The sequence below is a fragment of the Exiguobacterium sp. s57 genome (assembly GCF_018617685.1).
In the GTDB taxonomy this organism is placed as follows: Bacteria; Bacillota; Bacilli; order Exiguobacteriales; family Exiguobacteriaceae; genus Exiguobacterium; species Exiguobacterium marinum.
Map to the genome: position 1 here is coordinate 18,002 of NZ_JACSKR010000009.1, position 25,861 is coordinate 43,862.

The window sequence follows — 25,861 nt, forward strand, 5'->3', positions numbered from 1 at the left end:
GGAATTGATATGAAATGCATCGTCGGTCTTGGAAATCCTGGGAAAAAGTTTGAGATGACGCGACACAATGTCGGTTTTTTAGCGATTGATCGTCTCGCAGAAAAGCATGGCATCTCGCTGAATGAGGCGAAGTTTAATGCCCTTATGGGAACGGGAAGAATCAATGGTGAACGCGTTGTACTCGTGAAGCCGCTTACGTATATGAACTTGTCGGGTGAAGCGGTCCGTCCCATTTTAGATTATTATAAGATTGAGATTGACGACTTATTGGTGATTTATGATGATTTGGATATGGTTCCCGGCAAGCTTCGCTTCCGTCCGAAAGGAAGCGCGGGTGGTCATAACGGAATCAAATCACTTATTCAACATTTAGGAACCGCTGAATTCAAGCGATTGAAGCTTGGTGTCGGTCGTCCCCCGCATCCGATTAAAGTTGTCGACTGGGTGTTGATGAACTATCGGAAAGATGAGTTATCGGAGTTAAACGAGACAATCGACAATGCCGTAACTGCAGCAACTGATTTTGTAGATACAGATTGGCTAGCACTGATGAATCGATACAACTAAAGGGTCATCGCACCCTTTTTTGTCGTATGAGTTGGAGGAAAACAAATGAATGCTTTAGAAAGATTTATGGTGGCGCTCCCTGAGACGAATATCATTCGCGAGCGGCTACAAAAAGTGGACCGTCAATTGGTAACGGGTCTGACGACGAGCGCGAAAGCTCTTGTCTTAGCAGGACTCGTGAAATCGTCAGCGAGACGCCTCGTCGTTGTGACACACAATATGTATCAAGCACAAAAAATGTTTGATCAACTTGAATCACTCATCGGCCCTGATCAAACACTGCTTTATCCAATTGATGAGACGCTAGCAGGTGAACTATCACTGACATCTAGTCCGGAACTGTTGGCCGCCCGAATCGATGCCCGTACCCGTCTCCTTGACCAAACAGGAGGCGTTGTTATCGTGCCACTCGGTGGATTACGACGTTACATGCCGAGTCCAAAAGCATGGCAAGACAGCCGCGTCATGTTGAAGCCTGGAAGTGATCTCGATTTAGCGGATTTTGCGAAACAATTGTCGGGGATGGGGTATGAACGGACGGCAACTGTAACGACGCCAGGCGAGTTTTCCGTACGAGGTAGCATATTAGACGTTTACCCGCTCACAGAAGCGCGTCCATATCGAATTGACTTGTTTGACACTGAAATTGACTCGATTTTTACGTTTGATGCCGAAACCCAACGTTCGCTCGGGGTGGTAGGGGAAGTGTGTATTACGCCTGCAACGGAGTTTGTTGCGACTGAGGAACAGCTGAAACAAGCAGGTAGCGCTCTTCGCAAGCAATACGACAGAACGGTGGAATTGATTACAAACGATGTGATTCGTCAGGCGCTCGATGAAGGAGTCGTAACGGATATCGAACGTTTAGAGCGTGGTGATTTCCCAGATAAAGTAGGAAAGTATTCGCCACTTCTTTATACATCAACGCTTCTTGATTACGTAGGAAAAGACGCCGTACTCATTTTGGATGAAGTGGCACGAATTGATGACGCCGCGGATGTGCAGGACCGGGAAGACGCCGAGTGGTTCTCTTCGCTCATCGAAAAAGGGGAAGCGGTCAGTAACTATACGCTCGCCGTCCCAATGCATAAAGTGTTCCTTGACTTGAAGCAAGTGGCCTTCTCATTATTGCCGTCTCGTCGTTCAGGGATACCTGAGACCGACACGGTTCATTTGAGCTGTCGTCCGCTACCGGCATTTCACGGACAGATGCACTTATTGAAACAAGAAGTGGAACGTTGGCAACAAGGTGATCAACGAATTGTCGTGCTCGCGGGAGATCGGTCGCGTGCAGATAAAATAACAGCACTTCTTTCAGACTATGGGATTTCCTCGACGTTTACGAATGTCGATGGAGAGTTAGAGCCGCGACGTGTGTCCGTCATTATCGGTCAAATTGAAGGTGGGTTTGAATTATCTACGAGTCGTCTTGTCGTTGTATCAGAAGAAGAACTGTTCAAACGTGTGACGAAACGGAAACGTCAGACGAAGAACTTGACGAACGCGGAACGAATCAAGAGTTACCAAGAGTTGAAGCCGAACGATTATGTCGTCCACGTGCACCATGGAATCGGAAAGTACTTAGGCATCAAAACGATTGAGGTCGGGGGGATTCATCAGGATTACCTTCATCTCGTCTATGCTGGTGACGATGCCCTTTACGTACCAGTCGACCAAATTGATCTCGTGCAAAAATATGTCGGGGCAGAAGGAAAAGAACCGAAGATTTATAAACTGGGTGGCACGGAATGGAAGAAGGTCAAATCGAAGGTCGCTAAATCGGTTGAAGACATTGCCGATGAGTTGATTAAACTGTATGCGGCACGAGAGGCCTCGGTTGGTTTTGCGTTTCCGTCGGACGATGAAGAGATGAGTCAGTTTGAATCTTCATTCCCGTACGCTGAAACAGAAGATCAAGTTCGCTCGATTGCTGAAATCAAAGCAGATATGGAACGCTCGCGTCCGATGGATCGTCTCTTATGCGGAGATGTCGGATATGGGAAAACGGAAGTGGCGATTCGGGCGGCATTTAAAGCGGTACTCGCCGGAAAGCAAGTCGCATTTCTTGTCCCGACGACCGTCCTCGCCCAACAGCATTATGAGACGATGCTCGAACGATTCAGCGAATTTCCAATCAATGTGTCGGTCATGAGCCGTTTCCGCTCGAAAAGTGAGATGACCGCGACGAAGAAGGGCTTGAAAGAAGGGACGATTGATATTGTCGTCGGTACACACCGCGTGTTGTCTAAAGACGTAACGTTTGCCAATCTCGGTCTCGTCATCATCGATGAAGAACAACGGTTCGGCGTTAAACATAAAGAACGTTTGAAACAACTGAAGACGAATATCGACGTGCTCACGTTGACTGCCACACCGATTCCGCGGACGCTCCATATGTCGATGATTGGAATCCGTGACTTGTCCGTATTGGAAACACCACCTGAAAATCGATATCCGGTCCAAACATATGTCATGGAGTATGACGGGATCGTCTTGCGTGAAGCTTTAGAGCGTGAACTCGCTCGTGGTGGGCAGGCGTTCTTCCTCTATAACCGTGTCGAAGGTATCGAACGAAAAGCGGAAGAAATTCGTGCCCTATTACCGGACGCGCGTATCGCGACGGCACATGGACGCATGACGGAAAGTGAGCTCGAGAGTCAGTTGATCAGCTTCCTAGAGGGCGAGGCGGATATTTTAGTCTCGACGACAATCATCGAGACAGGAATCGACATTCCAAACGTCAACACCCTCATCGTCCACGATGCGGACAAGATGGGGCTGTCCCAGCTCTACCAACTCCGAGGTCGTGTCGGACGTTCGAATCGAATCGCCTATGCGTACTTCACGTATCGGAAAGATAAGCGCTTGACGGAAGTGGCAGAAAGTCGTCTTCAAGCCATCAAAGAGTTCACGGAGCTCGGTAGTGGATTTAAGATTGCGATGCGTGACTTATCGATTCGCGGAGCCGGGAACTTACTCGGTGCTCAACAGTCTGGATTCATCGATTCGGTCGGTTTTGACCTGTACTCACAAATGCTTTCTGAAGCCATTGAGGAACGGAAAGACCGTATGCGTGGACAAGCGAAACAAGTCGTCTTCAAACCGGAGATCACGTTCCAGGCCGATGCGTATATTCCTGATGACTACTTGTCAGATAGCGAATTGAAGATTGAGATGTACAAACGCTTCAAATATGTAGATACGCCGAGCGCGTTGTTCGCCCTTCAAGATGAACTGATTGAACGGTTTGGTGAATTCCCAGAACCGGTCGCGCTGCTCATTCAATTGACACGTCTACGTATTTATGGAGAACTGGCAAAAGTGAGTCGAATCAAGCAGACGCCAGGACGCATCGAGATTGTCTTATCGAAAGAATCGACGACGGCTCTCGATGTCCCGTCCTTCATGGAATGGTCGATGCCTCTTGGTCGCAAGCTTGGGGTAGGGCAAGAAGACGGCGCCTTGAAACTGTCACTCAGCGGTCGGATGCCACTAACAGAGCTCTTGAATGATGCCGATACTGTATTAGAAGAACTGATGAAGCGGTTGGTAGGCGATGCGGTCGCCAAGTAAGTTTGCGCAAGGCGTCGTTCTGTTCGCCCTTGCCGGCTACGTATCGAAACTGATCAGCTTCGCCTATCGTGTCCCCTATCAAAACTTGGCGGGGGACTTCGGGCTTTATGCCTATCAAACCGTCTATCCGTTCGCGGCCATCGTGGCGTCACTCGGCATTTATGCGATGCCGGTCGTCATTGCGAAAATCGGCGTCGGTGCGAAAGGGACGAATCGTAAGTTAGAAGTCTTATGGGGAAGCTTTTACGCCTTACTCCTACTCTCGTCCATGCTTGTCGTCACGGTATGGCTGTTTGCCCCGACCCTGGCAAGGTGGCTCGGAGATGAGCAGTTAGCTCCTGCGCTACGTGTGATCAGTTTAAGTTATTTACTCATGCCGGCGTCAGCCGTGTTGCGCGGCGCATTTCAATCGAGAGATGACTTACGACCGAGCGCATGGTCACAAGTGCTCGAGAACTTTGTCCGCGTGACGGTCATGCTGTCCCTCTTATGGGTTGGGGTCCGTCTCGGAAAAGATGCCTATACGCTCAGTCAATATGCGTATGGTGCGACGCTCATCGGTGGGCTTGTGGCGATTGTCTTTTTAGTTTATCGCGCACGAGGAGTGCAGATTGTGAAGGTGCGACGCGTCACGTTTCGAAGAGGGATGCGTCTCTTATTGACGACGGGTTTCGCGGTTGGATTCGCTTCGCTCGGGATTCTATGGATGCAACTTGTCGACTCTTTCACCATCGTCAATTTGATGGGGGGGACGTATGACGCGAAGGTGAGCAAAGGAGTGTTTGATCGGGGATACCCGCTCGTCCAATTCGCCATCTTGTTCACAACGACCATCGGGATGGCCAATGTGCCGATGCTCGTCCGTCATTATCGGGCGGGACATCTACAAAAGACGACACAAGGACTCCGTTCGATGATTCGGGTGACGACTGCGATTGCTGGTGCAGCGACTATCGGATTGATGGGTGTCATGTTTTTCTTAAATGTGGCCCTGTTTGAAGATGAATCTGGGACACGAGCCCTTGTCTTCTTAGCGACGAGCACGTTCGCTGCCTCCTTGGCGATTGCGAGCATGACATGTTTGCAGGCGATTGACCGAGAGTGGGTCGCGGCACGCAGCATGGTTGTCGCAATGTTAGTGAAAAGTGCGGTAAACGCATGGCTCGTCCCGAGTTACGGAATTGAAGGCGCGGCAATCGGAACATCCATTGGATTTTTAGCGATGGCGTTCTATAATTTCCGGGCGCTTGACCGCTCGATTCCGCTCGGGTCATTTCGATCGAAACACTATAAGTCGTTATGGAAAGCCCTCGTACCCATGCTGATCCTCATTGCCGTGTTAAACTGGCTAGGTCAGATGTGGGTCGACTCGCGAATCACTGCGTTCGGTTGGTTAATCGGAATGGTGTGTAGCGGTGCCGTCCTCTATATATGGAGATTATGGAGTACGCGAATGCTGTCACTTGCGGAATGGGAACTGATCCCGTTCGGAAGTCGTCTGCTCGACGTGCTCGAGAAAAAGGAGAACTAATATGGGTTATACAATCACGGTGGTCGGACTCGGGTCTGGTGAGTTGAATCAATTGCCGCTCGGTGTGTACCGCCATTTAAAGCAGCAACCGCTCGTCTGGTTGCGCACAAAAGAACACCCTGTCGTTCAAGAGTTAGAAGCGGAAGGACTCGTGTTCGAATCATTTGATTCGGTCTATGAATCGAGTGATACGTTTGAAGAAGTATACGACCAGATTGTCGAGACGTTATTGAGTAAAAGTGAAGAAATGGCGATCACATACGCCGTACCGGGCCATCCGTTCGTAGCGGAACGGACCGTCGAACTATTGGTGGAACGGGGAGCCGATCTTCATGTGCTCGGTGGACAGAGCTTCCTCGATGCCATGTTCCAGGCGCTCCGGATCGATCCAATCAATGGATTTCAACTGCTTGATGCGACTGCGCTCGACCTTGAACGTTTGCAGGTGACTCAACATGTCCTCATCGGGCAAGTGTACGATGGATTCGTGGCGGGTGACGTCAAAGTGCAATTGATGGAACGGTATCCGGATGACCATCCCGTCACCCTTGTGACGGCTGCTGGTACGACAGAAGAGCGGATTGCGCACATCCCGTTATTCGAAATGGACCGGATGGCGGAAGTGAACAATTTGACGACGCTCTATGTGCCACCGCTCGTCGACGAATCGTATTTGGCGAAAGATTTTGCGACACTCAAACAGATTATTGCAACACTTCGGGGTCCGAACGGCTGCCCATGGGACCGCAAACAGACACATGAGTCGCTTCGGAAGTATTTACTGGAAGAAGCGTACGAACTGATTGAAGCCATCAATGCAGAAGATGATAATGCGATTATTGAAGAACTGGGCGACGTCTTGCTCCAAGTCATGTTACATGCTCAAATCGGTGCAGATGAGGGGTACTTTGATATTCGTGATGTGATTGGTTCGATTAGTGAAAAAATGGTACGTCGTCATCCACACGTCTTTGGGGACATCACAGTTGAAAACGCCTCCGAGGTCGTGAAAAATTGGAACACGATTAAACAAGCCGAAAAAGGGGAAAAGAAACAATCGCATCTCGATGGTGTGCTCATCGACCAACCTTCATTGATGAGGGCGGAACAACTTCAAAAGAAAGCCGCCCAAGTAGGGTTTGAATGGGATGACGTATCCGGGGCCTTCACGAAGCTCGAAGAAGAATTGAACGAATGGCGTGAGGAACTTGGTGACGAATCAGAATTGGGAGATGTATTGTTTTCCATCGTCAATATCGCGAGATACGTTGGGCTGAATGCCGAGCAAGCTCTAGAACAGACGAACCGAAAGTTTAAACGTCGATTCGAATACATTGAAGTAAATGGGGACCTTCAGCGGATGACACTCGAACAAATGGATGAACTTTGGAACGAGGCAAAGGAGAAAGGTTTATGAGACTAGATAAATTTTTAAAGGTATCACGTTTGATCAAGCGTCGTACGTTAGCGAAAGAAGTAGCAGATCAGGGACGGATTCAATTGAATGGACAAGTCGCAAAGGCGAGCACAGACGTCAAAGTCGGAGATGAACTACAAATCCGGTTCGGAAATAAGCTCGTTACGGTCGTTATTGATTCAATCGCGGAACATGCACGTAAAGAAGATGCGAAAGAAATGTATCGTTTACTTAAAGAAGAGAAGATGGATGGTAGTATCAACTCGTAAAAAAAAGTATACTTAGTGTATTAAGAGGAGGGGGATGAGGCGATGAATGGACGTAATCCGATGGATCGACAACGGCGCATTCGTGCGCTAGACGAGCGTAGAGAACAGCTGGAAAAAGACACACATCGGCGACGAATTCATCTTCGCCGTCGTTTGGCGGCGGCCTCACTCCTATTTTTATTTGTTATGGTCTTGATTGGGCAGAGTTACTTTTCAAAAGTCGGCTATGTGTCGGACCAACAACAAGCATACGCTCAAGCAAAAGTAGAGTTGCGTGAACAACAAGACGAGCAAGATGAATTGAAAGAGCAAGCGGAGCGATTACAAGATGAGGATTATATCGCAAACTTAGCGCGAAATGAGCTGCTTTTCTCTAAAGATGGAGAGATTATTTTCTACTTCTCACCAGAAGAATAAGTTGGTTCGTTGACCGTTGAGGAAACGACTCGTATAATTGTAAAGAATCAATCAAAAAAAGGAGTACATTATTTTATGTCAATTGAAGTAGGAAGCAAGGTACAAGGTAAGGTCACAGGGATTACGCATTTCGGAGCGTTCGTCGAGCTCCCGAACGGCAAAACAGGTTTAGTGCACATCAGTGAGGTGGCAGACTCTTACGTCAAAGATATCAATGAAGTGTTGACAGTCGGTCAAGAAGTCACGGTGAAAGTATTGAACGTCGAAAGCGATGGGAAAATTGGATTATCCATCAAAAAAGCAGTAGACCGCCCTGTAAGCGAACGTCCAGAGCGTCCGGCCGGTGAGCGTTTCTCTCGTGGTCCACGCCCGGGTGGCCCTAGTCAAGGCGGTCCACGTCCTGGTGGACGCAGCGGTGGTGGCCCACGTGGTGGTGGTCGTCGCGAACCGCAGCGCCGCGAGCCAGAAACATTTGATACATTGATGAGTAAATTTTTGAAAGATAGCGACGAGCGTCTTACGACTTTGAAACGTCAAACAGATTCGAAACGCGGTGGACGTGGAGCCAAACGCGGGTAATCCTTCGAATACCAATTAGCTTCTACTCGTAACTATATAGGTCTTAATACAAGACGAGTCGTGAACATTTTTGTTCACGACTTTTTTTGTTTTGAAAAAAATTATGAAAAATAACTAAAATAGTTGCTTTTTTTCGAGGAAGGGAGCAAAATAGGGAACATGAAAAAATAGTTATGTTTTATAAGTGAAGGTGGAGAGAAAAATGAATGGATGGAAACTGTGGACGGCGGAGTGGCGGAGTATCTTTAAGAACCCACGTGTGTTGGTTCCGATTCTCGCAGTCGCACTCGTACCGCTAATGTATGCCGGTATGTTTTTATGGGCTTTCTGGGATCCTTACGGACAGATGAAAGATTTGCCGGTCGCCATCGTCAATGAAGACAAAGGGGCAACGTTTGAAGGGGAGTCGCTTGAGATTGGGGACGATCTCATTGACAAGTTATTGAAGTCGGAAGCGTTCGAGTTTGTCGAGACGACCGAAAAAGAAGCGGAATCTGGATTGGAAGACCATGATTACTATATGGCGATTGAGATTCCGGAAGACTTTTCGGAAAAAGCAACGACAGCTTTGGATGAGGATCCAGAGCAACTTGAATTGAAGTATATTGCGAATGAATCGTATAATTTCTTAGCTGCGCAAATCGGTGGTTCCGCGATGGAGCAAGTAAAAGCGGAGCTTTCGACCGAGGTATCGAAACAGTACGTCAGTGCGTTGAAAGATGGGCTGAATGACGTAGCTGACGGACTTGATGAAGCGGCAGACGGTGCAACAAAACTTGCAGAAGGCTCAAAAACAGCTAAAGACGGTGCCGTCAAATTGGCGGATGGGACGGAGTTACTTGCTTCGAAACAACGTGAGCTCGCAGATGGAGCAAGTCAGTTAAATGATGGGATCGCCCAGTTGGCCGATGGTTCCTCTGAGCTAGCAGATGGAACAAAATTACTCGCTTCGAAACAGCGTGAACTCGCAGATGGAGCAAGTCAATTAAAGGATGGCGTGACTCAACTGGTTGATGGTTCCTCTGAACTTGCAGATGGGAGTCAACAAGTTCATGAAGGCTCAGCCTCTCTTTCAGATGGTGTACATCGTGTCAGCGATGGTGCCTCCGCGTTACAAGACGGAACGAGTCAACTCGTTGAAGGCACAGGAACTTTTGCATCAAAACTAGATGAACTGCATACAGGTGCAAAAACGTTGAACCAAGGCGTTCAAGAACTTTCTGCAGGAATTGAACGCTCGAAAGAGGGTGCGTCCGCATTAAATGACGGCGCAAATCAACTTGCGGGTGCATTGACCACCGCGAAAGACGGTAACGCGGCACTTGTCGTGGGTCAAACGGAATTGGTCAATGGAATCGGACAAATGAAATCTGAGTTGACCGCGAAGCAAGATGAGTTGATTGAACAACTGACGGCACTCGCCGAATCGGGTCAATCCGTGTCACCTGAAATGCTTCAAGCCATCGCTGCGCAACTAAGCGATGGAAAACAAGAAACGGCGGCAGGTTTTGATCAATTAGCTGCTGGTGCGACGAAAGTGAAGGATGGACAAACCTCATTAGCTGCTGGTCTAGAGCAAGCAGAGGCAGGTGCTGGAGAACTTTCGTCAGGACTTTCTGAATTAAGCACAGGTCAAACAAAATTGGTCGAAGGCGCTAAAGCATTAGCCAGTGGCTCTAGTCAAATCGAGCAAGGCACGCAAACAGCGGCCGGTCGCTCACAAGAGCTTGTGGCAGCCAGTTCGAAACTCAATCAAGGTGCGACGCAACTTCAAGATGGGACGAATGAACTCGTAACAGGCAGTGATAAGCTCGTAGCCGCGACTGGACAACTCTCTGAGGGAAGTGTGAAGCTTGCGGATGGTGCGAAGAGCGCTAGTGCCGGAACAAGTGAGTTAGCCAACGGCGCGAATCAGTTAGCTGATGGCGGTCAAAAACTTCAATCCGGTAGTCGTGAGCTTGCAGACGGCGCGCAGGATGCTGGTGCCGGAACAAGTGAGCTAGCGAATGGCGCGAGTCAGTTAGCAGACGGTGGACAAGAACTTCAATCCGGTAGCGGTGAACTCGCCGATGGGATGACAGACCTTGCATCCGGTAGCGATGAACTTCGTGACGCCTTACTAAAAGGCGCGGAAGATGCAGATATCGGGTTAACTGACAATAATGTGGAGATGATGGCAGGTCCGGTTGCGCTCGTCGACAACTCGATTCACGAAGTGCCGAACTACGGTACAGGATTCGCTCCGTACTTCATGTCACTTGGACTCTTTGTCGGGGCACTCCTTCTCTCGATCGTCTATCCATTGTACGATCCAGTGGGGCGTCCAAAACGGAGTCTGTCATGGGTGATGTCGAAGTCTGGCGTTCTCGTTGTCGTCGGATTCCTTCAGGCCTTGATTCTCGATGTGGCAATGGTGCAACTACTCGGTCTTGAAGTGAGCGAGCCGTTGAAATTCTTCGGTTTCAGCTGGTTGACAAGCATCACGTTCCTCTTTATCGTGCAGTTGCTCGTGACAACGCTCGGAAATCCGGGGCGTTTTGTGGCAATCGTCTTGTTGATTTTGCAATTGACGACGTCTGCGGGAACGTTCCCGCTCGAATTGATTCCAAGAGCGTTACAACCGTTCAATGCACTGCTTCCAATGACATATACGGTTGCTGGGTATAAAGAAATTCTATCGGCAGACGGTGCACAGTACTTGCAGACAGCTACCATCTATTTAACGTTTGTGGCTGCCGGATGCTTTGCATTGCTGTGGGCGTACTTCCGAATCGCATGGAAGAAAAAATATCGCCCAATCGCATCAGAAGCATGATGTAAAAACGTTATAAAATCGTGTATAGTGGGGAAGACGACGCTATACACGATTTTTTTATTAAAAAAATATAAAAAAGAATTGACACTCGAATGATGACTGGTTATTATAGAAAATGTGCTTAGGACACAACAATAACATGGCGGTGTAGCTCAGCTGGCTAGAGCGTACGGTTCATACCCGTGAGGTCGTGGGTTCGACTCCCTCCGCCGCTACCATTTTATTTAGGCCCGTTGGTCAAGCGGTTAAGACACCGCCCTTTCACGGCGGTAACACGGGTTCGAATCCCGTACGGGTCACTTAGCCTAAGCGAAAAGAAGCCATCTCAAACGAGATGGCTTCTTTTGTTATACCTAAGGAGGGAATTCATGAAAAAGGTGCTCGTCGCTGTGTCTGGCGGTGTGGATTCGATTGTCCTTTTAGACCGCCTTGTCAAACGAGGATGGAACGTAGCGGTGGCTCATGTCCATCATGGTCTACGAGAAGCATCAGATGAAGAGTATACGTTCGTCGCAAATATAGCGGCATCCTATCAAATCCCGTTTCATGGGAAGCGTCTTGATTTTCAAAAAGGAAAATCACAAGAGAGATATCGAGAGGGCCGATATCAATTCTTTGAAGACGTCATGAGTGAATATGGATATGACACATTGGCAACGGCACATCATGCGGACGATGAGTTAGAAACTGTGCTCATTCAACTTCATCGAAACGTGATTGAAGTGAAAGGGATTCCCGAAATCCGGAAATTTGGTAACGGGAGACTCATCCGTCCGTTGTTATATGAGTCGAAAGCTCAACTGATTGAGTATGCCCGACAGAACGAATTAGAGTGGCGCGAAGACGCAACAAACCAAGAACGCACCTACTTAAGGAATCTCATTCGCCATGAGATCGTGCCGAAACTGAAACAGACGTGGCCATCGGTTGTGAAAGAAGTCAGCGAAGCGGCAAAATTGGCCCGTGCCGACTGGGATAGACGGTACCAATCGTGCGAACGGTGGGTGGAGGCATATGTAGAACTCGAAATGAAAGCGTTTCATGTGAAACTTGATCACGTTGAACGTTTGTCATCGCTCGAACGGTACACGGTCGGTCGGTTGTTGTCCGCTCGTTACGAGGTAAATGTGACTGAGGCGATCGAGAAACTATTGATGAGTCAAAAGGATACAGGCATTTATCATCTCCAGGGGGAATGGTTCATGACCAAGCGGAATAGGGTACTTAATCTTGTACAACGTTTAAACATCTATCCGCTCCATCCGATTCAAGTTGAAACGCTACCGACTGTGGTTCAATTCGGAGAGCGGACAATCTCCCTGTCTATCGAGGAGGGGGAAGAGGGCATCCCATTACATGAAATCACATATCCGCTCACAATTCGTACAATTAAACCGGGTGATCGGATGCGTTTAACCGTAGGGACAAAAAAAGTGGCTCGAATTTTAATTGATGAAAAAATTGATCGATCCATTCGTCCGATGCTGCCACTGCTTGAAGACGCTTCTGGACGGATTCTCGCGATTATTGGTGTAAGAGTTTCAGATTTTCTAGACAAGTCGGATGCGAATTGTCTACGATTAATGGTAAAATGATGATTGTGTCGAAACAGAAAGAGGAGGATTTCAAGATGTCATTAATCAACGATATGGAAAAAATTTTAATCTCGCGTGAAGAGATTCAAGAAAAGGTACAAGAACTTGCCGGAACACTTAGCGAAGATTATAAAGAAGAGTTCCCGCTTCTCGTATGTGTATTGAAAGGCGCGATGCCGTTCATGTCGGACCTCGTTAAAGAAATGGACATCCACTTAGAGATGGATTTCATGGACGTATCGACGTATCATGGTGGCACATCGTCAACAGGTGAGGTTAAAATCGACAAAGATTTAAATACATCTGTAGAAGGACGCGACATCTTGATTGTAGAAGATATTATTGATAGTGGATTGACGCTTGGTTATCTCGTCGATCTTCTTAAATACCGTAAAGCGAAATCTGTGAAGATTGTCACGCTTCTCGACAAACCGACAGGGCGTAAAAATGGTTTATCAGCAGACTATAGCGGCTTCGTTATCCCACACGAGTTTGTCGTTGGCTACGGTTTGGATTATGAAGAGAAATATCGTAATCTTCCTTACGTCGGTGTGCTCAAACCGAGCGTTTACGGGGGCTAACATTTTTCTTTTGAAAATGTGACGTGGTAAGATAAAAGAAATCCCCAAAGTATAGGCATATACTGAATGGGCGAGAACATCGTTTCTCGGAATAGGAGGCAGAGAATGAATCGTGCAGTGAAAAACACATTGGTTTTTGGTGTGATTTTCCTAGCCTTGATCTTGTTCCTTCAATATTTGCAGAATCCGAATAGTCAGAGTGAAACACTCTCGTATTCGAAATTCCTAGAATATGTGGAAGATGATCGGATTGAGACGGCAACCGTACAAGAAATCCCGGGGGCTATCTCGATTACAGGCGATCTTACAGGAGATGAAGACCAGCGTTATGAAACAAATATTCCAGCGAACGAAGCTGAGTATGCGGATGTATTAACACAGCTTCGAGCGAATACGGATATTCAAATCGAGGAAGCTGAATCGAACAGTAGTTGGTTCAGTATCATCTTTGCGATTTTACCGTTTATCATCATCTTCATCTTGTTCTTCTTCTTGTTGAACCAAGCGCAAGGTGGTGGCGGTGGTGGTCGTGTGATGAACTTCGGGAAATCGAAGGCCAAATTATACGACCAAGAGAAGCGTAGTGTCACATTTGAAGATGTGGCCGGAGCAGACGAAGAGAAGCAAGAACTCATCGAAGTCGTTGAATTCTTGAAAGATCCTCGTAAATTCTCAAAACTCGGTGCACGTATTCCAAAAGGTGTGTTACTCGTTGGTCCTCCGGGGACAGGTAAAACACTATTGGCCCGTGCAGTAGCCGGTGAAGCAGGTGTACCATTCTTCTCGATCTCAGGTTCGGACTTCGTTGAGATGTTCGTCGGGGTCGGTGCGTCACGTGTTCGTGACTTGTTCGAAAACGCCAAGAAGAATGCTCCGTGTATCATCTTTATCGATGAAATCGATGCGGTCGGACGCCAACGTGGTGCCGGACTAGGTGGTGGACACGATGAGCGTGAACAAACATTGAACCAATTGCTCGTTGAGATGGATGGATTCAGCGACAACGAAGGGATTATCATGGTTGCGGCGACAAACCGTCCGGATATTCTTGACCCTGCCCTCCTTCGTCCAGGTCGTTTTGACCGTCAAATCACGGTCGATCGTCCTGATGTAAAGGGACGTGAAGAAGTATTGAAAGTTCATGCGCGTAACAAGCCACTTGATTCGACAGTGGACTTAAAATCAATCGCACAGCGTACACCAGGATTCTCTGGAGCGGACTTAGAGAACCTCTTGAACGAAGCGGCACTCGTTGCGGCACGTTCGAACCGCGCAGCGGTATCTGTTGTCGACGTGGAAGAAGCGATTGACCGCGTCATCGCCGGTCCTTCGAAGAAGAGCCGAATCATTTCGGATAAAGAACGCAAGATTGTCGCTTATCACGAAGCGGGTCACACAATCATCGGTCTCGAACTTGAGAATGCGGATGAAGTACACAAAGTGACGATTGTCCCACGTGGAAACGCGGGAGGATATGTCGTCATGCTCCCGAAAGAGGACCGTTACTTCATGACAAAACCTGAGCTCGAAGATAAGATTGTTGGTCTCCTTGGTGGACGTGTCGCCGAAGATGTCATCTTTGGTGAAGTGTCGACTGGAGCGAGCAACGACTTCCAGCGTGCTACTGGTATTGCACGTAAGATGGTCATGGATTATGGGATGAGCGATAAGCTCGGACCACTCCAACTCGGTTCGAACCACGGTGGACAAGTCTTCCTTGGTCGCGATTTCCAGACGGAACAGAATTATTCAGATGCAATCGCACAAGAAATCGACTTAGAGATTCGTGACATCATCAACCACTGCTATGCGAAAGCGAAGCAGATTTTGACAGAACGTCGTGAAGATCTCGAACTCGTTGCGAAGACGTTGCTTGATGTGGAAACGCTCGATTCGAAACAGATTCGTCATTTGATTAAAACAGGCGAATATCTCCCGCATGAACCGGAAGAAGACGTGGATGCATCAACGGACTCAGATGAAGCAGCGAAGAAAGATGAGGCAGCCGTTCAGCACGGTCAAGTCATCGATCAACCCGAAGCTGTTCAAGAAAGCCAACCGGATGTTGTGCCTGAAGGTGATAAGCCCGAGGCGACACCGACGGAGCGTCCGAATAACGAATCACGTTAATCAGTAGACGAATGCCCTTGACGAGGCATTCGTCTTTTTTCATGTTATAATTCGAGCGAACTGCAATTGACAACAAAGTGAGGAACTATATCATGATTTTAGTGATTGATGTTGGAAATACAAATATTGTTCTCGGGATGTACGATGAAGATAATCTCGTACACCACTGGCGCATCTCGACCGATCGTACGAAAACAACTGATGAGTACGGCATGCTTGTGAAGTCGCTATTCGACCAATCGAACGTCTCGTTTGAGCAGGTTGAAGGTGTCATCTTATCCTCTGTCGTGCCCCCGGTCATTTTTCCACTTGAACAAATGTCACAGCGATACTTCAATGTACGACCGATCGTTGTCGGTCCAGGTGTGAAGACGGGATTAGACATTCACGTTGAGAATCCACGCGAAGTTGGAGCCGATCGAATTGTCAACGCTGTGGCTGGAATCGCCAAGTATGACGGTCCGCTCATAATTGTTGATTTTGGAACGGCAACCACGTATTGTTACATCGATGAGAAACGTCGCTACCACGGCGGCATCATCTCACCAGGTATCATGATTTCAGTAGAGGCACTCTATCAGCGTGCTGCGAAACTACCACGAATTGAACTGGCAACCCCGCCATCGGTCGTTGGGAAAAATACGATTCAAGCGATGCAATCGGGAACGTATTATGGTTACGTGGCTCAAGTGGACGGTATCGTGAATCGAATGAAGCGTGAAGTTGGTGAAGCGACTGTCATTGCGACTGGAGGATTGGCACGATTGATCAGTGAACATGCAGAAACGATTGATCATGTGGATTCGTTCCTGACACTCGAAGGCCTCCGCCTCATTTACGAGCGCAATCAAAAGTAAACTAAAGGAGTTAAAGTATATGATTCATACAGAACAACAAGCATTACTCGATCAAATGAAAGACGATTATCTCGTTCGAGCTCTCGGGTTCAACGGAGAAGTACGAGCGTTTGCAGCACGTACGACAAAGACAGTGTACGAAACACAACTTCGTCATCAGACGACACCAGTTGCTTCAGCAGCCCTCGGACGGACGATGACAATTGGCTCGATGATTGGTGCGATGCAAAAAGGTGCGGCACGCGTCACGCTTAAAGTCGAAGGTGATGGTCCAATCGGGAAAATTATCGTGGATGCAGATACAGCGGGGGATGTCCGTGGATATGTATCGTATCCGCGTGTCGATGGTGGAACGTTCGTCAACGAACAAGGATTGACGAAGTTAAAGGTAGGCGAAGTCGTCGGAAAAGGAACCATCTCAGTCATTAAAGATTTAGGGTTGAAAGATTATGTTGGTGGTTCTTCAGAGATTCAAACAGGTGAAATCAGTGAAGACTTCACGTACTACTTCGCAACATCAGAACAAGTGCCATCGGTCGTTGGAGCCGGTGTTCTCGTCTTACCGGAAGATGAATCGATTCTTGCGGCAGGCGGTGTGATCGTACAATTGCTTCCGAACGCTTCTGAAGAAACGGTGCAGGCGCTCGAAAAAGCACTTCAGACGTTCCCGCCCGTATCTGTCTTGATTGGTGAAGAAAAGACACCTGAAGAGATGCTTCAATTACTACTTGGCGATAGTCTTGATGTCCTCGACCGTAATCCGATTCAATTCAACTGCACATGTAGTCGCGAACGAATGGAAAACGCCATTATCGGTCTCGGAAAAGAAGAGATTCGTCAGATGATTGAAGAAGATGGTGGAGCCGAAGCGGTTTGCCATTTCTGTGGGGAAAAGTATCATTTCTCAGCGGAACAATTAGAGACGATGAAAGAGCAAGCACAAGCGTAAGCAACGTTTCAAATTGCATATTTTCAATTCGATAGGGTATGATAACAATATCGGAATAGTCGGAATTATGAAGGAGGAAATGTAATGCGAATCGTAAACTCAGTGACAGACTTGATTGGAAAGACCCCGATTGTAAAATTGAACGGAATGACTGGACCAGAGGATGCCGATGTGTATCTGAAGCTTGAATATATGAACCCGGGATCAAGCGTCAAAGACCGGATCGCACTCGCGATGATTGAAGCGGCTGAAAAAGACGGCATCTTGAATCCTGGTGATACAATCATCGAGCCAACGAGCGGAAACACGGGAATCGGTCTCGCGATGGTCAGTGCCGCGAAAGGATACAAAGCCGTTCTCGTCATGCCTGAGACGATGAGCATGGAGCGTCGTAATCTTCTTCGTGGATATGGAGCCGAACTCATCTTGACACCAGGTTCTGAAGGGATGGGCGGGGCGATTCGTCGTGCCACTGAAGAAGCTGAGAAGCACGGCTACTTCCTCCCGCAACAATTCAATAACGCGGCCAACCCGAACGTTCATGAAATGACGACGGGACCTGAGATTGTGGAAGCGTTCGAAGAAACGGGACTTACGGTGGATGCACTTATCGCAGGAGTCGGTACTGGTGGTACGATTACCGGAGCAGGAAAAGTCGTGAAGGCGAAATATCCAGATGTGAAGATTTTGGCAGTTGAACCGATTGATTCACCAGTCTTGTCTGGTGGGAAGCCGGGTCCTCACAAAATTCAAGGAATTGGTGCCGGGTTCGTCCCATCCATTCTCGATACAGAAATTTACGAGGGTGTTCTTCAAATCACGACAGAACAAGCGTTTGAATATGCTCGCCAAGCAGCGCGCACAAATGGTGTTCTCGGAGGTATTTCTTCAGGGGCCGCGATTGCGGCGGCGCTTGATACAGCGAAGCGTCTCGGTAAAGGGAAGAACGTGTTGGCAATCATTCCGTCAAACGGAGAACGTTACTTGAGTACACCACTCTATCAATTTGACGAAGAGTCAAACGAGAGTCGGGTATAACATTTTAGGCAGTAATCGAGAGACATTCTCTTTCGGTTGCTGTCTTTTCTTGTGTACAATAAAAAGCATGAATGAATAGACGGAGGAATGACATGTGAGATCGACAGCGTTCAGAACGAAGCGGATGACGAAAGAAAAAATGTATGAAACATACATGACATTGACAGCGAATCAACCGTACCATGCATGGCTAGAAAGCGGGAGGGCAGGGCGGTATACGATTGCAGGAATTGAACCGTTCGGTCGCTTCTATGTAAAAGACGGCGTCGGTCTCCTTCAAATCGGAAATATGACTGAAACGATGTACGGGGAACCGCTCGAATTGGCCAGTGAAGTTCGGAAGCGGTTTGAGGCTGAACGTCCAGAAGGGACCCCTCCATTTTTCGGTGGTATGATCGGTTATGTCAGTTATGATGTGGCTCGGACCATTGAACGTCTCCCTAACCAAGCGGCAGATGATTTATCGACGCCAGACGTCTCGTTTCTTCTATTTGACGAAGTGGCTGTGTTCGACGAAGAGTCGTCGACCCTTTACTTAATGGTCACAGCAGAACGTGATGTGGAGCGCAAAGTGGATCGGTGGGCAGCCATGTGGAACGTCGAGTCGCATTATGCGTTCAAACCGACGGAACATCTCCCTGTAGAGCGATCGCGCTCCATGTCTCAGGAGGAGTTCGTCGAAGCTGTCAAACAGATTCAGTCATATATCGTGGAAGGTGATGTGTTTCAAGTGAACTTGAGTGTTCGTCAATCAGAACCGCTTCTCGCTGACCCACGTCGGGTGTACGATACTCTCCGTCGAATGAATCCCTCTCCATACATGGGGTATTTTGTGGACGACGCATTGACAATGGTCTCCGCGTCACCAGAGTTGTTGCTTGAGAAACACCAATCTGACATTTCGACGCGTCCGATCGCGGGTACGCGTCCGCGTGGGAAAGATGATGCGGAAGATTTGGAATTGGCGAACACGCTACTTGAAAATGAAAAGGAGCGAGCAGAACATGTCATGCTCGTTGACTTGGAGCGGAACGACCTCGGGAAAGTTGCAGCGTACGGTAGCATTCATGTGGATGAATTGATGGTGATTGAAAAATATTCACACGTGCAACATATCGTTTCGAACGTACGTGGCACTATTCGTGATGAGATTTCTGGAGCCGAAGCGTTGGCAGCGATGTTCCCAGGTGGCACGATTACAGGAGCGCCTAAAATTCGAACGATGGAAATCATTGAAGAACTCGAACCGGTTCGCCGGGGACTCTACACCGGCTCGTATGGTTGGTTAAGTTGGAATGACAACCTCGTCTTCAATATCACGATTCGGACGATGGTCGTGAAAGATGGAATCGCATACGTTCAAGCAGGAGCGGGGATCGTCATCGATTCGGACCCGGTCTCAGAATATGAAGAGTCACTGTCCAAAGCGAAGGCGCTATGGACGGCGAAGCAAATGGCGGAGGAAACGACATGATTGTACTGATCGATAACTATGACTCATTTACGTATAACTTGGTGCAGTATTTCGGTGAACTTGGTCAGGAACTAATCGTGTATCGAAACGATGAAGTATCGATTCAAGAAATCGAGGCGCTTTCCCCAAGCTATCTTGTCATTTCTCCAGGACCTTGTACTCCGAATGAGGCAGGGATCAGCGTAGAGGCAATCCAAGCGTTCGCGGGCCGTATTCCGATTTTAGGTGTCTGTCTCGGTCATCAAGCGATTGCGCAAGCGTTCGGCGGAGAAGTCGTTCATGCGGAGCGACTCATGCACGGGAAAACGTCGAAGATTCAACATGACGGAAAATCGATTTTCAAAGACATTCCTCAACAGACAATCGTGACCCGTTATCACTCATTGGCCGTGGAGCATTCGACTCTACCGGAATGTCTAGCGGTCACTGCGGAGACGGAGACTGGAGAAATCATGGCGCTCCGTCACCGAACGCTTCCGATTGAAGGGGTGCAATATCATCCTGAAGCGATTTTGACTGAGCATGGGAAAGAGATGATTCGAAACTTTATCGAGGAGTATCGTCATGTTGTATTGGCATAACGGCGATGTAGTCGAGCAAGAGAAGGTGTTGATTCCGGTTGAAGATCATGGTTTCTTGTATGGAATGGGCTTATTTGAAACGTTACGGACCTATAATTTTGTGCCGTTTTTGTTCGATGCACATTGGGAGCGTCTGAATAAGAGCATGGAAGCGTTATGGATTGATTTTCCGTATACGAAAGCAGAAATTGAGACAGCGATTCAACGACTGTGTCGGCAAAATGATGCGCCTAATTTATATATTCGGTTAAATGTTTCGGCAGGTGTCGCGCCCCTCGGTCTGTATGCCGGGCGCTATGAAACACCGAACGTCACAATGATCGTAAAACCGTTACCTACAGAAGTTGTTCCACAGGAGAAACAAGTGGAACCAATCCCTTTCCCGAGAAGTCGTCCTGAAGTGGCGTTTCGATTAAAGTCGCATCATTATATGAACAATATCCTCGGAAAACGGGCTCTCCAAAATCCGGATGCGGAAGGTCTATTTGCTGACGAAAATGGACACGTGGTGGAAGGACTCGTGTCGAACATCTTTTGGGTTGGACCGGATGATGTGTTATACACGACACCACTCTCGAGCGGACCGCTCGCAGGTGTGACGCGGAAATGGGTGATGGAACATTTCTCTGTAGTCGAACAATCCGTGACGTTTGAAGAATTATCTGTAGCGAAAGAAATCTGGATGACGAACTCGATTCAACAAATTGCCCCGGTGACTCAGTACGGAGATCACTCCTTCCCCGGTAAAGACGGGGTGCGATTTAAAGAAGCGTGGACGGAACTTATTCGTTCACTTGGATAGGAGGCGGAAGTATGACGAAAATCATGGGAATTTTAAACGTGACCCCGGACTCCTTTTCGGATGGAGGGCGATATACGGCAATCGAGGAAGCCGTACGTCACGCGAATCAGCTCGTACAAGAAGGTGCCGATGCGATTGACGTCGGTGGTGAGTCGACGAGACCGGGCGCTGAACTCGTATCCGAAGAAGAAGAGATTGAACGTGTCGTCCCAATCATCAAGAGGTTAACAGAAGAGATTGATGTGCCCATCTCGATTGATTCGTATAAGCCAACGGTGGCGAGAGCGGCATTAGAGGCGGGAGCAACAATCATCAATGATGTGTGGGGTTCTAAATGGGGAGACCAATCGATGGCGCGTGTCGCCGTTGAATATGGTGTGCCCATCATTCTTATGCATAATCGGAAAAAGCGGGAATATAACCGTTTCATTGAGGATGTGGTCAGTGATTTACAGGAATCGATTAGGATTGCTCACGAATCAGGTGTAAGGAATGAACACATTTGGTTAGACCCGGGCATCGGATTCGCGAAAGACGTGGCACAAAATCTAGAACTCATGAATCATCTCGATGCAATCACTCGTCTTGGTTATCCAGTGCTACTCGGTACGTCCCGTAAATCATTTATCGGGCACACGCTCGATTTACCGACAGAAGAGCGAGTAGAAGGGACGATTGCGACAACCTGTCTCGGGATTATGAAGGGATGCTCATGGGTACGAGTACATGATGTGAAAGAGAATGCCCGCGCAGCGAAAATGATGGATGCGATGATTGGGGGGGATGGACATGGATAAAATTTTTGTGAACGGAATGCGTTTTTACGGTTATCATGGTGTGTTTGAAGAAGAAAATCGTCTCGGTCAAAGGTTTCACGTGGATTTAATGTGTGAGTTGGACCTTGCACCTGCGGGGCGTTCCGATGATTTGAATGAAGGGGTCAGTTATGCCGGCTTATATCAACTGACAGAAGAGATTGTGACGGGTGACCCGGTCAATTTACTTGAAGCACTTGGAGAACGGATTACTTCAGCTGTTTTGGCTCATCACGAGTTGATTCAAAGTGTGACGGTGAAAGTCATCAAGCCGGACCCGCCGATTCCAGGACATTACGACTCGGTGGCAATTGAGATGACAAGGAGACGGACACCATGATTTATATCGCATTAGGAGCGAACATTGGGGAGCGGGCTGCGCAATTGTCTGCTGCAATCGATGAGATGGAAAGAGCGAGTCTCAAAGTCACAAAGCAGTCATCGGTCTATGAGACGGCTCCTGTCGGTTACACGGAGCAACCGTCGTTTTATAATATGGTGGTCGAGGTAGAGAGTTCGCAGTCAGCGGCCGGACTGCTAGAAACCCTTCAACAAATTGAGCGAGAGCTAGGTCGAAAGCGCCTGTTTAAGAACGGACCACGTACAATCGACCTTGACATCCTCTTTTATAATGGGGAAGATATTCAATCAGAACACTTGACGGTTCCGCACCCACGTATGCATGAGCGTGCGTTTGTGCTCGCCCCGTTAACGGAAATTGCGCCGGAACTGGTTGTAAAAGGAAGAACGGTGACTTCTTGGCTTGACGCGTTACCGGAAGTAGACCGTCAAGATGTCGTTCGATTGCAGTTATTAATGAATTTGGTGAAATGAAGGATGTGTTGTCTTGACTGGCTTTAAGATTGGAAACATAGATATTAAAAACCGCGCAGTTCTTGCACCGATGGCAGGCGTGACCAACCCGGCTTTTCGCTTGATTGCGAAAGAGTTCGGAGCGGGACTCGTATGTGCGGAGATGGTCAGCGATAAAGGGATTTTGCTTGAAAACACCCGAACAATGCGTATGCTATATGTCGATGAACGGGAGAAACCACTCAGTTTACAAATCTTTGGAGGCTCTAAAGATACACTCGTCAAAGCCGCACAATACGTCGATCAAAACACAAATGCGGATATCATTGATATCAACATGGGTTGTCCCGTACCGAAAGTAACCAAGTGTGACGCCGGAGCAAAATGGTTACTCGACCCGGATAAAGTGTATGAGATGGTCAATGCCGTCACCAAGGTAGTCGAAAAACCAGTCACGGTGAAAATGCGCCTTGGTTGGGATGACGATCATATCTTTATTTTGGATAACGTCAAAGCGGCTCAGACGGGTGGGGCGGCGGCCATCGCCATTCACGGACGCACGCGGGCCCAACAATATGAAGGAACCGCAAATTGGGACTGGATTGGCGAGGCGAAGAAAGTGGCGACCGTACCAATTATCGGGAACGGAGATATCGCGACCCCGCAGGACGCGAAACGTGTGATTGACCAGTACGGTGTGGATGCCGTCATGATTGGACGCGCAGCACTTGGGAATCCATGGATGCTTTATCAAACAATCCAGTACCTTGAAACGGGAGAACTTCCGCCGGAACCGCAAGCTCGTGAGAAAATCGATATCTGTATGCTCCATCTCGATCGATTGAGTGCGATTAAAGGTGAACTGACAGCTGTACGCGAAATGCGTCAACACGCGGCCTGGTATTTGAAAGGACTCAAGGGCAGTGGTCCGATCCGTAAACGAATTAATGAAACAGAATCACGTGAGGCGTTCGCGGCGGTCCTTTACGGATTTGTCGATCAACTCGAACGACAACTGTCAGAAGTGTGAACTAGTGAAAAGAACTAATTTATGGTAAGCTTGTTTGGCGAAAAAGTGCACCACAACGAATGAACGGCTTCGGCTGTGCTGTTGGCCAACGGGTCGACAGTTTTTTGTTAGAGAGAAACCCAATATGGATAGAGGAGTGAATGGAATAGTGAGCCACGAGTTAGAAATGAATGATCAAATGCAGGTTCGTTTTGAGAAGATGACCGATATGCGTGAGCGCGGTCTTGACCCGTTCGGTCACCGCTTTGATCGTTCTGCGCACGCAGGTGAATTACACGAGCAGTATGAATCGATTGAAAAAGAGGCTTTGGCTGAACAGGACGTAGAAGTCACATTGGCTGGACGCATCATGACGAAGCGTGGGAAAGGAAAAGTATTCTTTGCCCACATTCAAGATGTGACAGGTCAAATTCAAATTTACGTCCGGAAAAACGATGTCGGGGATGAGCCGTTTGACTTGTTCAAGTCTTCAGACCTTGGTGACATCGTCGGTGTGAAAGGGAAGCTCTTTAAAACCAATGTGGGTGAGCTCTCAATTCACGTAGAAGAGTTTGAATTATTAACGAAGGCGCTTCGTCCGCTTCCGGACAAATATCATGGGTTAAAAGATGTGGAACAACGCTATCGCCAACGCTATCTCGATTTGATCACAAATCAAGATTCGCGTCAGACCTTCATTTTGCGTAGCCGCATCATTTCAGAGATTCGTAACTTTTTAAACCAAAAAGGATATCTAGAAGTGGAAACACCGATGCTACACACGATTGCCGGCGGAGCAGCAGCACGTCCGTTCTTAACGCATCATAATGCATTAGATATGGAACTTTACATGCGTATCGCAATCGAACTCCATTTGAAACGTTTGATTGTCGGTGGATTAGAGCGTGTGTATGAAATCGGGCGTGTCTTCCGTAACGAAGGAATCTCTACGCGACACAACCCTGAATTCACGATGATCGAATTGTATGAGGCGTATGCGGATTACAACGATATCATGGATTTGACAGAAGAATTAGTCGCACACGTGGCGAAAGAAGTACTCGGTACAACGGATGTACAATACGGTGAAGATACGATCCATCTTGGTATCGGTTGGAAACGTGCACACATGGTCGACCTCGTTAAAGAAGAAACAGGTGTCGACTTCTGGCAACAAATGTCCGATGATGAAGCACGTGCACTTGCAAAAGAACACGGTGTAGAAGTACAAGATCATATGACGTTTGGTCATATCGTGAATGAATTCTTCGAGCAAAAAGTTGAAGATACGTTGCTTCAACCGACATTTGTCACAGGACACCCTGTTGAAGTGTCGCCATTGGCGAAGAAGAATGAAACGGATTCACGTTTCACAGATCGTTTTGAGTTATTCATCGTTCGTCGTGAACATGCGAACGCTTTTACAGAGTTGAACGATCCAATCGACCAACGTGAACGTTTTGAAGCGCAGTTGCTTGAAAAAGAAGCGGGTAACGATGAGGCACATGAACTCGATAATGATTTCCTTGAGGCACTTGAATATGGTATGCCACCAACAGGTGGACTTGGAATCGGGATTGACCGCCTCGTCATGTTATTGACGGACGCGCCTTCAATCCGCGATGTTCTTCTTTTCCCAACGATGCGTCACCAACAATAATCAATTGAAGGGCCAGATCATACGTGGGTATGAGCTGGCTTTTTTATGTTTGTCAGTCTAGAAACGCATAAGGAAGCCGTTAAACAGGATAGAACATATAAATAAAAAACTTTTTTGGAAAAACTTTAATAAAAACCCTTGCGTTAATGAGAAGTGTACGGTAAAGTAATAAACGTTGCCGCTGATGGCAGCGGAAAAGAAATAAAAAAGTGGTTGACAACTGTGTCGATGACTTGTATTATTTTAAGAGTCGCTAAGAGCGGCAGACGAACTTTGAAAACTGAACGATGAGGCAAAAATAAGTTTTACAATTTTTGAATGAAGCGCAAGCTTCGTCAATTTAAGAGCTATATCAAATTCTTTGGAGAGTTTGATCCTGGCTCAGGACG

22 protein-coding genes and 2 tRNA genes are annotated in these 25,861 nt (G+C 47.9%); all 24 read left to right on the forward strand.

Annotation, left to right across the window (positions count from 1 at the left end; translation table 11 throughout):
* Positions 1-9: 9 nt before the first annotated feature.
* The 24 genes from pth (at position 10) to lysS (ending at position 25,472) form a co-directional block, all read left to right on the forward strand.
* A complete protein-coding gene (gene pth / locus KNO98_RS14315; protein WP_026824781.1) occupies positions 10-567 on the forward strand; it encodes an aminoacyl-tRNA hydrolase in 558 nt (185 codons plus the stop codon).
* Between the two features lie 45 nt (positions 568-612).
* Positions 613-4,140, forward strand: coding sequence for a transcription-repair coupling factor (gene mfd / locus KNO98_RS14320; protein ID WP_214701492.1), 3,528 nt, complete (start codon positions 613-615; stop codon positions 4,138-4,140).
* The gene (locus tag KNO98_RS14325; RefSeq protein WP_214701493.1) at positions 4,124-5,671 is read left to right on the forward strand and encodes a polysaccharide biosynthesis protein; all 1,548 of its coding nucleotides are present in this window, start codon (positions 4,124-4,126) and stop codon (positions 5,669-5,671) included. Before mfd ends, KNO98_RS14325 begins: the two co-directional genes overlap by 17 nt.
* A gap of 1 nt (position 5,672) precedes the next feature.
* Positions 5,673-7,088, forward strand: a complete 1,416-nt coding sequence (yabN, locus tag KNO98_RS14330) for a bifunctional methyltransferase/pyrophosphohydrolase YabN (RefSeq protein ID WP_214701494.1) — start codon at positions 5,673-5,675, stop codon at positions 7,086-7,088.
* Positions 7,085-7,357 carry an RNA-binding S4 domain-containing protein gene (locus KNO98_RS14335; protein ID WP_026824785.1) on the forward strand — a complete coding sequence of 91 codons (273 nt, stop codon included), beginning with the start codon at positions 7,085-7,087 and terminating at the stop codon, positions 7,355-7,357. Before yabN ends, KNO98_RS14335 begins: the two co-directional genes overlap by 4 nt.
* A 42-nt stretch (positions 7,358-7,399) precedes the next feature.
* Positions 7,400-7,774, forward strand: coding sequence for an FtsB family cell division protein (locus KNO98_RS14340; RefSeq protein ID WP_034770769.1), 375 nt, complete (start codon positions 7,400-7,402; stop codon positions 7,772-7,774).
* Positions 7,775-7,849: 75 nt separating this feature from the next.
* Positions 7,850-8,353, forward strand: coding sequence for a S1 domain-containing RNA-binding protein (locus KNO98_RS14345; RefSeq protein ID WP_026824787.1), 504 nt, complete (start codon positions 7,850-7,852; stop codon positions 8,351-8,353).
* A 202-nt stretch (positions 8,354-8,555) separates the two neighbouring features.
* Positions 8,556-11,168, forward strand: a complete 2,613-nt coding sequence (locus tag KNO98_RS14350) for a YhgE/Pip domain-containing protein (RefSeq protein WP_214701495.1) — start codon at positions 8,556-8,558, stop codon at positions 11,166-11,168.
* Between the two features lie 141 nt (positions 11,169-11,309).
* Positions 11,310-11,386 (forward strand) — tRNA-Met (locus KNO98_RS14355).
* Between the two features lie 9 nt (positions 11,387-11,395).
* A tRNA-Glu gene (locus KNO98_RS14360) sits at positions 11,396-11,467 on the forward strand.
* Positions 11,468-11,536: 69 nt separating this feature from the next.
* The gene (gene tilS, locus KNO98_RS14365) at positions 11,537-12,763 is read left to right on the forward strand and encodes a tRNA lysidine(34) synthetase TilS (RefSeq protein WP_026824789.1); all 1,227 of its coding nucleotides are present in this window, start codon (positions 11,537-11,539) and stop codon (positions 12,761-12,763) included.
* A gap of 35 nt (positions 12,764-12,798) precedes the next feature.
* Positions 12,799-13,344, forward strand: a complete 546-nt coding sequence (gene hpt / locus KNO98_RS14370; protein WP_026824790.1) for a hypoxanthine phosphoribosyltransferase — start codon at positions 12,799-12,801, stop codon at positions 13,342-13,344.
* Positions 13,345-13,449: 105 nt separating this feature from the next.
* Entirely contained in the window at positions 13,450-15,474 is a 2,025-nt protein-coding gene (ftsH, locus tag KNO98_RS14375; RefSeq protein WP_026824791.1) for an ATP-dependent zinc metalloprotease FtsH, read from the forward strand.
* Positions 15,475-15,566: 92 nt separating this feature from the next.
* Entirely contained in the window at positions 15,567-16,331 is a 765-nt protein-coding gene (locus KNO98_RS14380; protein ID WP_026824792.1) for a type III pantothenate kinase, read from the forward strand.
* 19 nt (positions 16,332-16,350) lie between these two features.
* Positions 16,351-17,280 carry an Hsp33 family molecular chaperone HslO gene (hslO, locus tag KNO98_RS14385; RefSeq protein WP_051545931.1) on the forward strand — a complete coding sequence of 310 codons (930 nt, stop codon included), beginning with the start codon at positions 16,351-16,353 and terminating at the stop codon, positions 17,278-17,280.
* Positions 17,281-17,364: 84 nt separating this feature from the next.
* Positions 17,365-18,318: a cysteine synthase A gene (gene cysK, locus KNO98_RS14390; protein ID WP_214701496.1), complete on the forward strand. Its 954-nt coding sequence runs from the start codon at positions 17,365-17,367 to the stop codon at positions 18,316-18,318.
* A gap of 94 nt (positions 18,319-18,412) precedes the next feature.
* Positions 18,413-19,792, forward strand: a complete 1,380-nt coding sequence (locus KNO98_RS14395; protein WP_371742832.1) for an anthranilate synthase component I family protein — start codon at positions 18,413-18,415, stop codon at positions 19,790-19,792.
* Positions 19,789-20,373: an aminodeoxychorismate/anthranilate synthase component II gene (gene pabA / locus KNO98_RS14400; protein ID WP_214701497.1), complete on the forward strand. Its 585-nt coding sequence runs from the start codon at positions 19,789-19,791 to the stop codon at positions 20,371-20,373. The genes KNO98_RS14395 and pabA overlap by 4 nt, the downstream gene beginning before the upstream one ends.
* The gene (locus KNO98_RS14405) at positions 20,357-21,175 is read left to right on the forward strand and encodes an aminotransferase class IV (protein WP_214701498.1); all 819 of its coding nucleotides are present in this window, start codon (positions 20,357-20,359) and stop codon (positions 21,173-21,175) included. Before pabA ends, KNO98_RS14405 begins: the two co-directional genes overlap by 17 nt.
* Positions 21,176-21,186: 11 nt before the next feature.
* The gene (folP, locus tag KNO98_RS14410; RefSeq protein ID WP_026824798.1) at positions 21,187-21,972 is read left to right on the forward strand and encodes a dihydropteroate synthase; all 786 of its coding nucleotides are present in this window, start codon (positions 21,187-21,189) and stop codon (positions 21,970-21,972) included.
* Positions 21,965-22,330 carry a dihydroneopterin aldolase gene (gene folB / locus KNO98_RS14415; protein ID WP_026824799.1) on the forward strand — a complete coding sequence of 122 codons (366 nt, stop codon included), beginning with the start codon at positions 21,965-21,967 and terminating at the stop codon, positions 22,328-22,330. The genes folP and folB overlap by 8 nt, the downstream gene beginning before the upstream one ends.
* The gene (gene folK, locus KNO98_RS14420; protein ID WP_026824800.1) at positions 22,327-22,824 is read left to right on the forward strand and encodes a 2-amino-4-hydroxy-6-hydroxymethyldihydropteridine diphosphokinase; all 498 of its coding nucleotides are present in this window, start codon (positions 22,327-22,329) and stop codon (positions 22,822-22,824) included. The genes folB and folK overlap by 4 nt, the downstream gene beginning before the upstream one ends.
* A 70-nt stretch (positions 22,825-22,894) precedes the next feature.
* Positions 22,895-23,833: a tRNA dihydrouridine synthase DusB gene (dusB, locus tag KNO98_RS14425; protein WP_051546003.1), complete on the forward strand. Its 939-nt coding sequence runs from the start codon at positions 22,895-22,897 to the stop codon at positions 23,831-23,833.
* Between the two features lie 148 nt (positions 23,834-23,981).
* Complete coding sequence (gene lysS / locus KNO98_RS14430) at positions 23,982-25,472, forward strand: lysine--tRNA ligase (RefSeq protein ID WP_026824802.1); 1,491 nt, start codon at positions 23,982-23,984, stop codon at positions 25,470-25,472.
* Positions 25,473-25,861 lie beyond the last annotated feature (389 nt).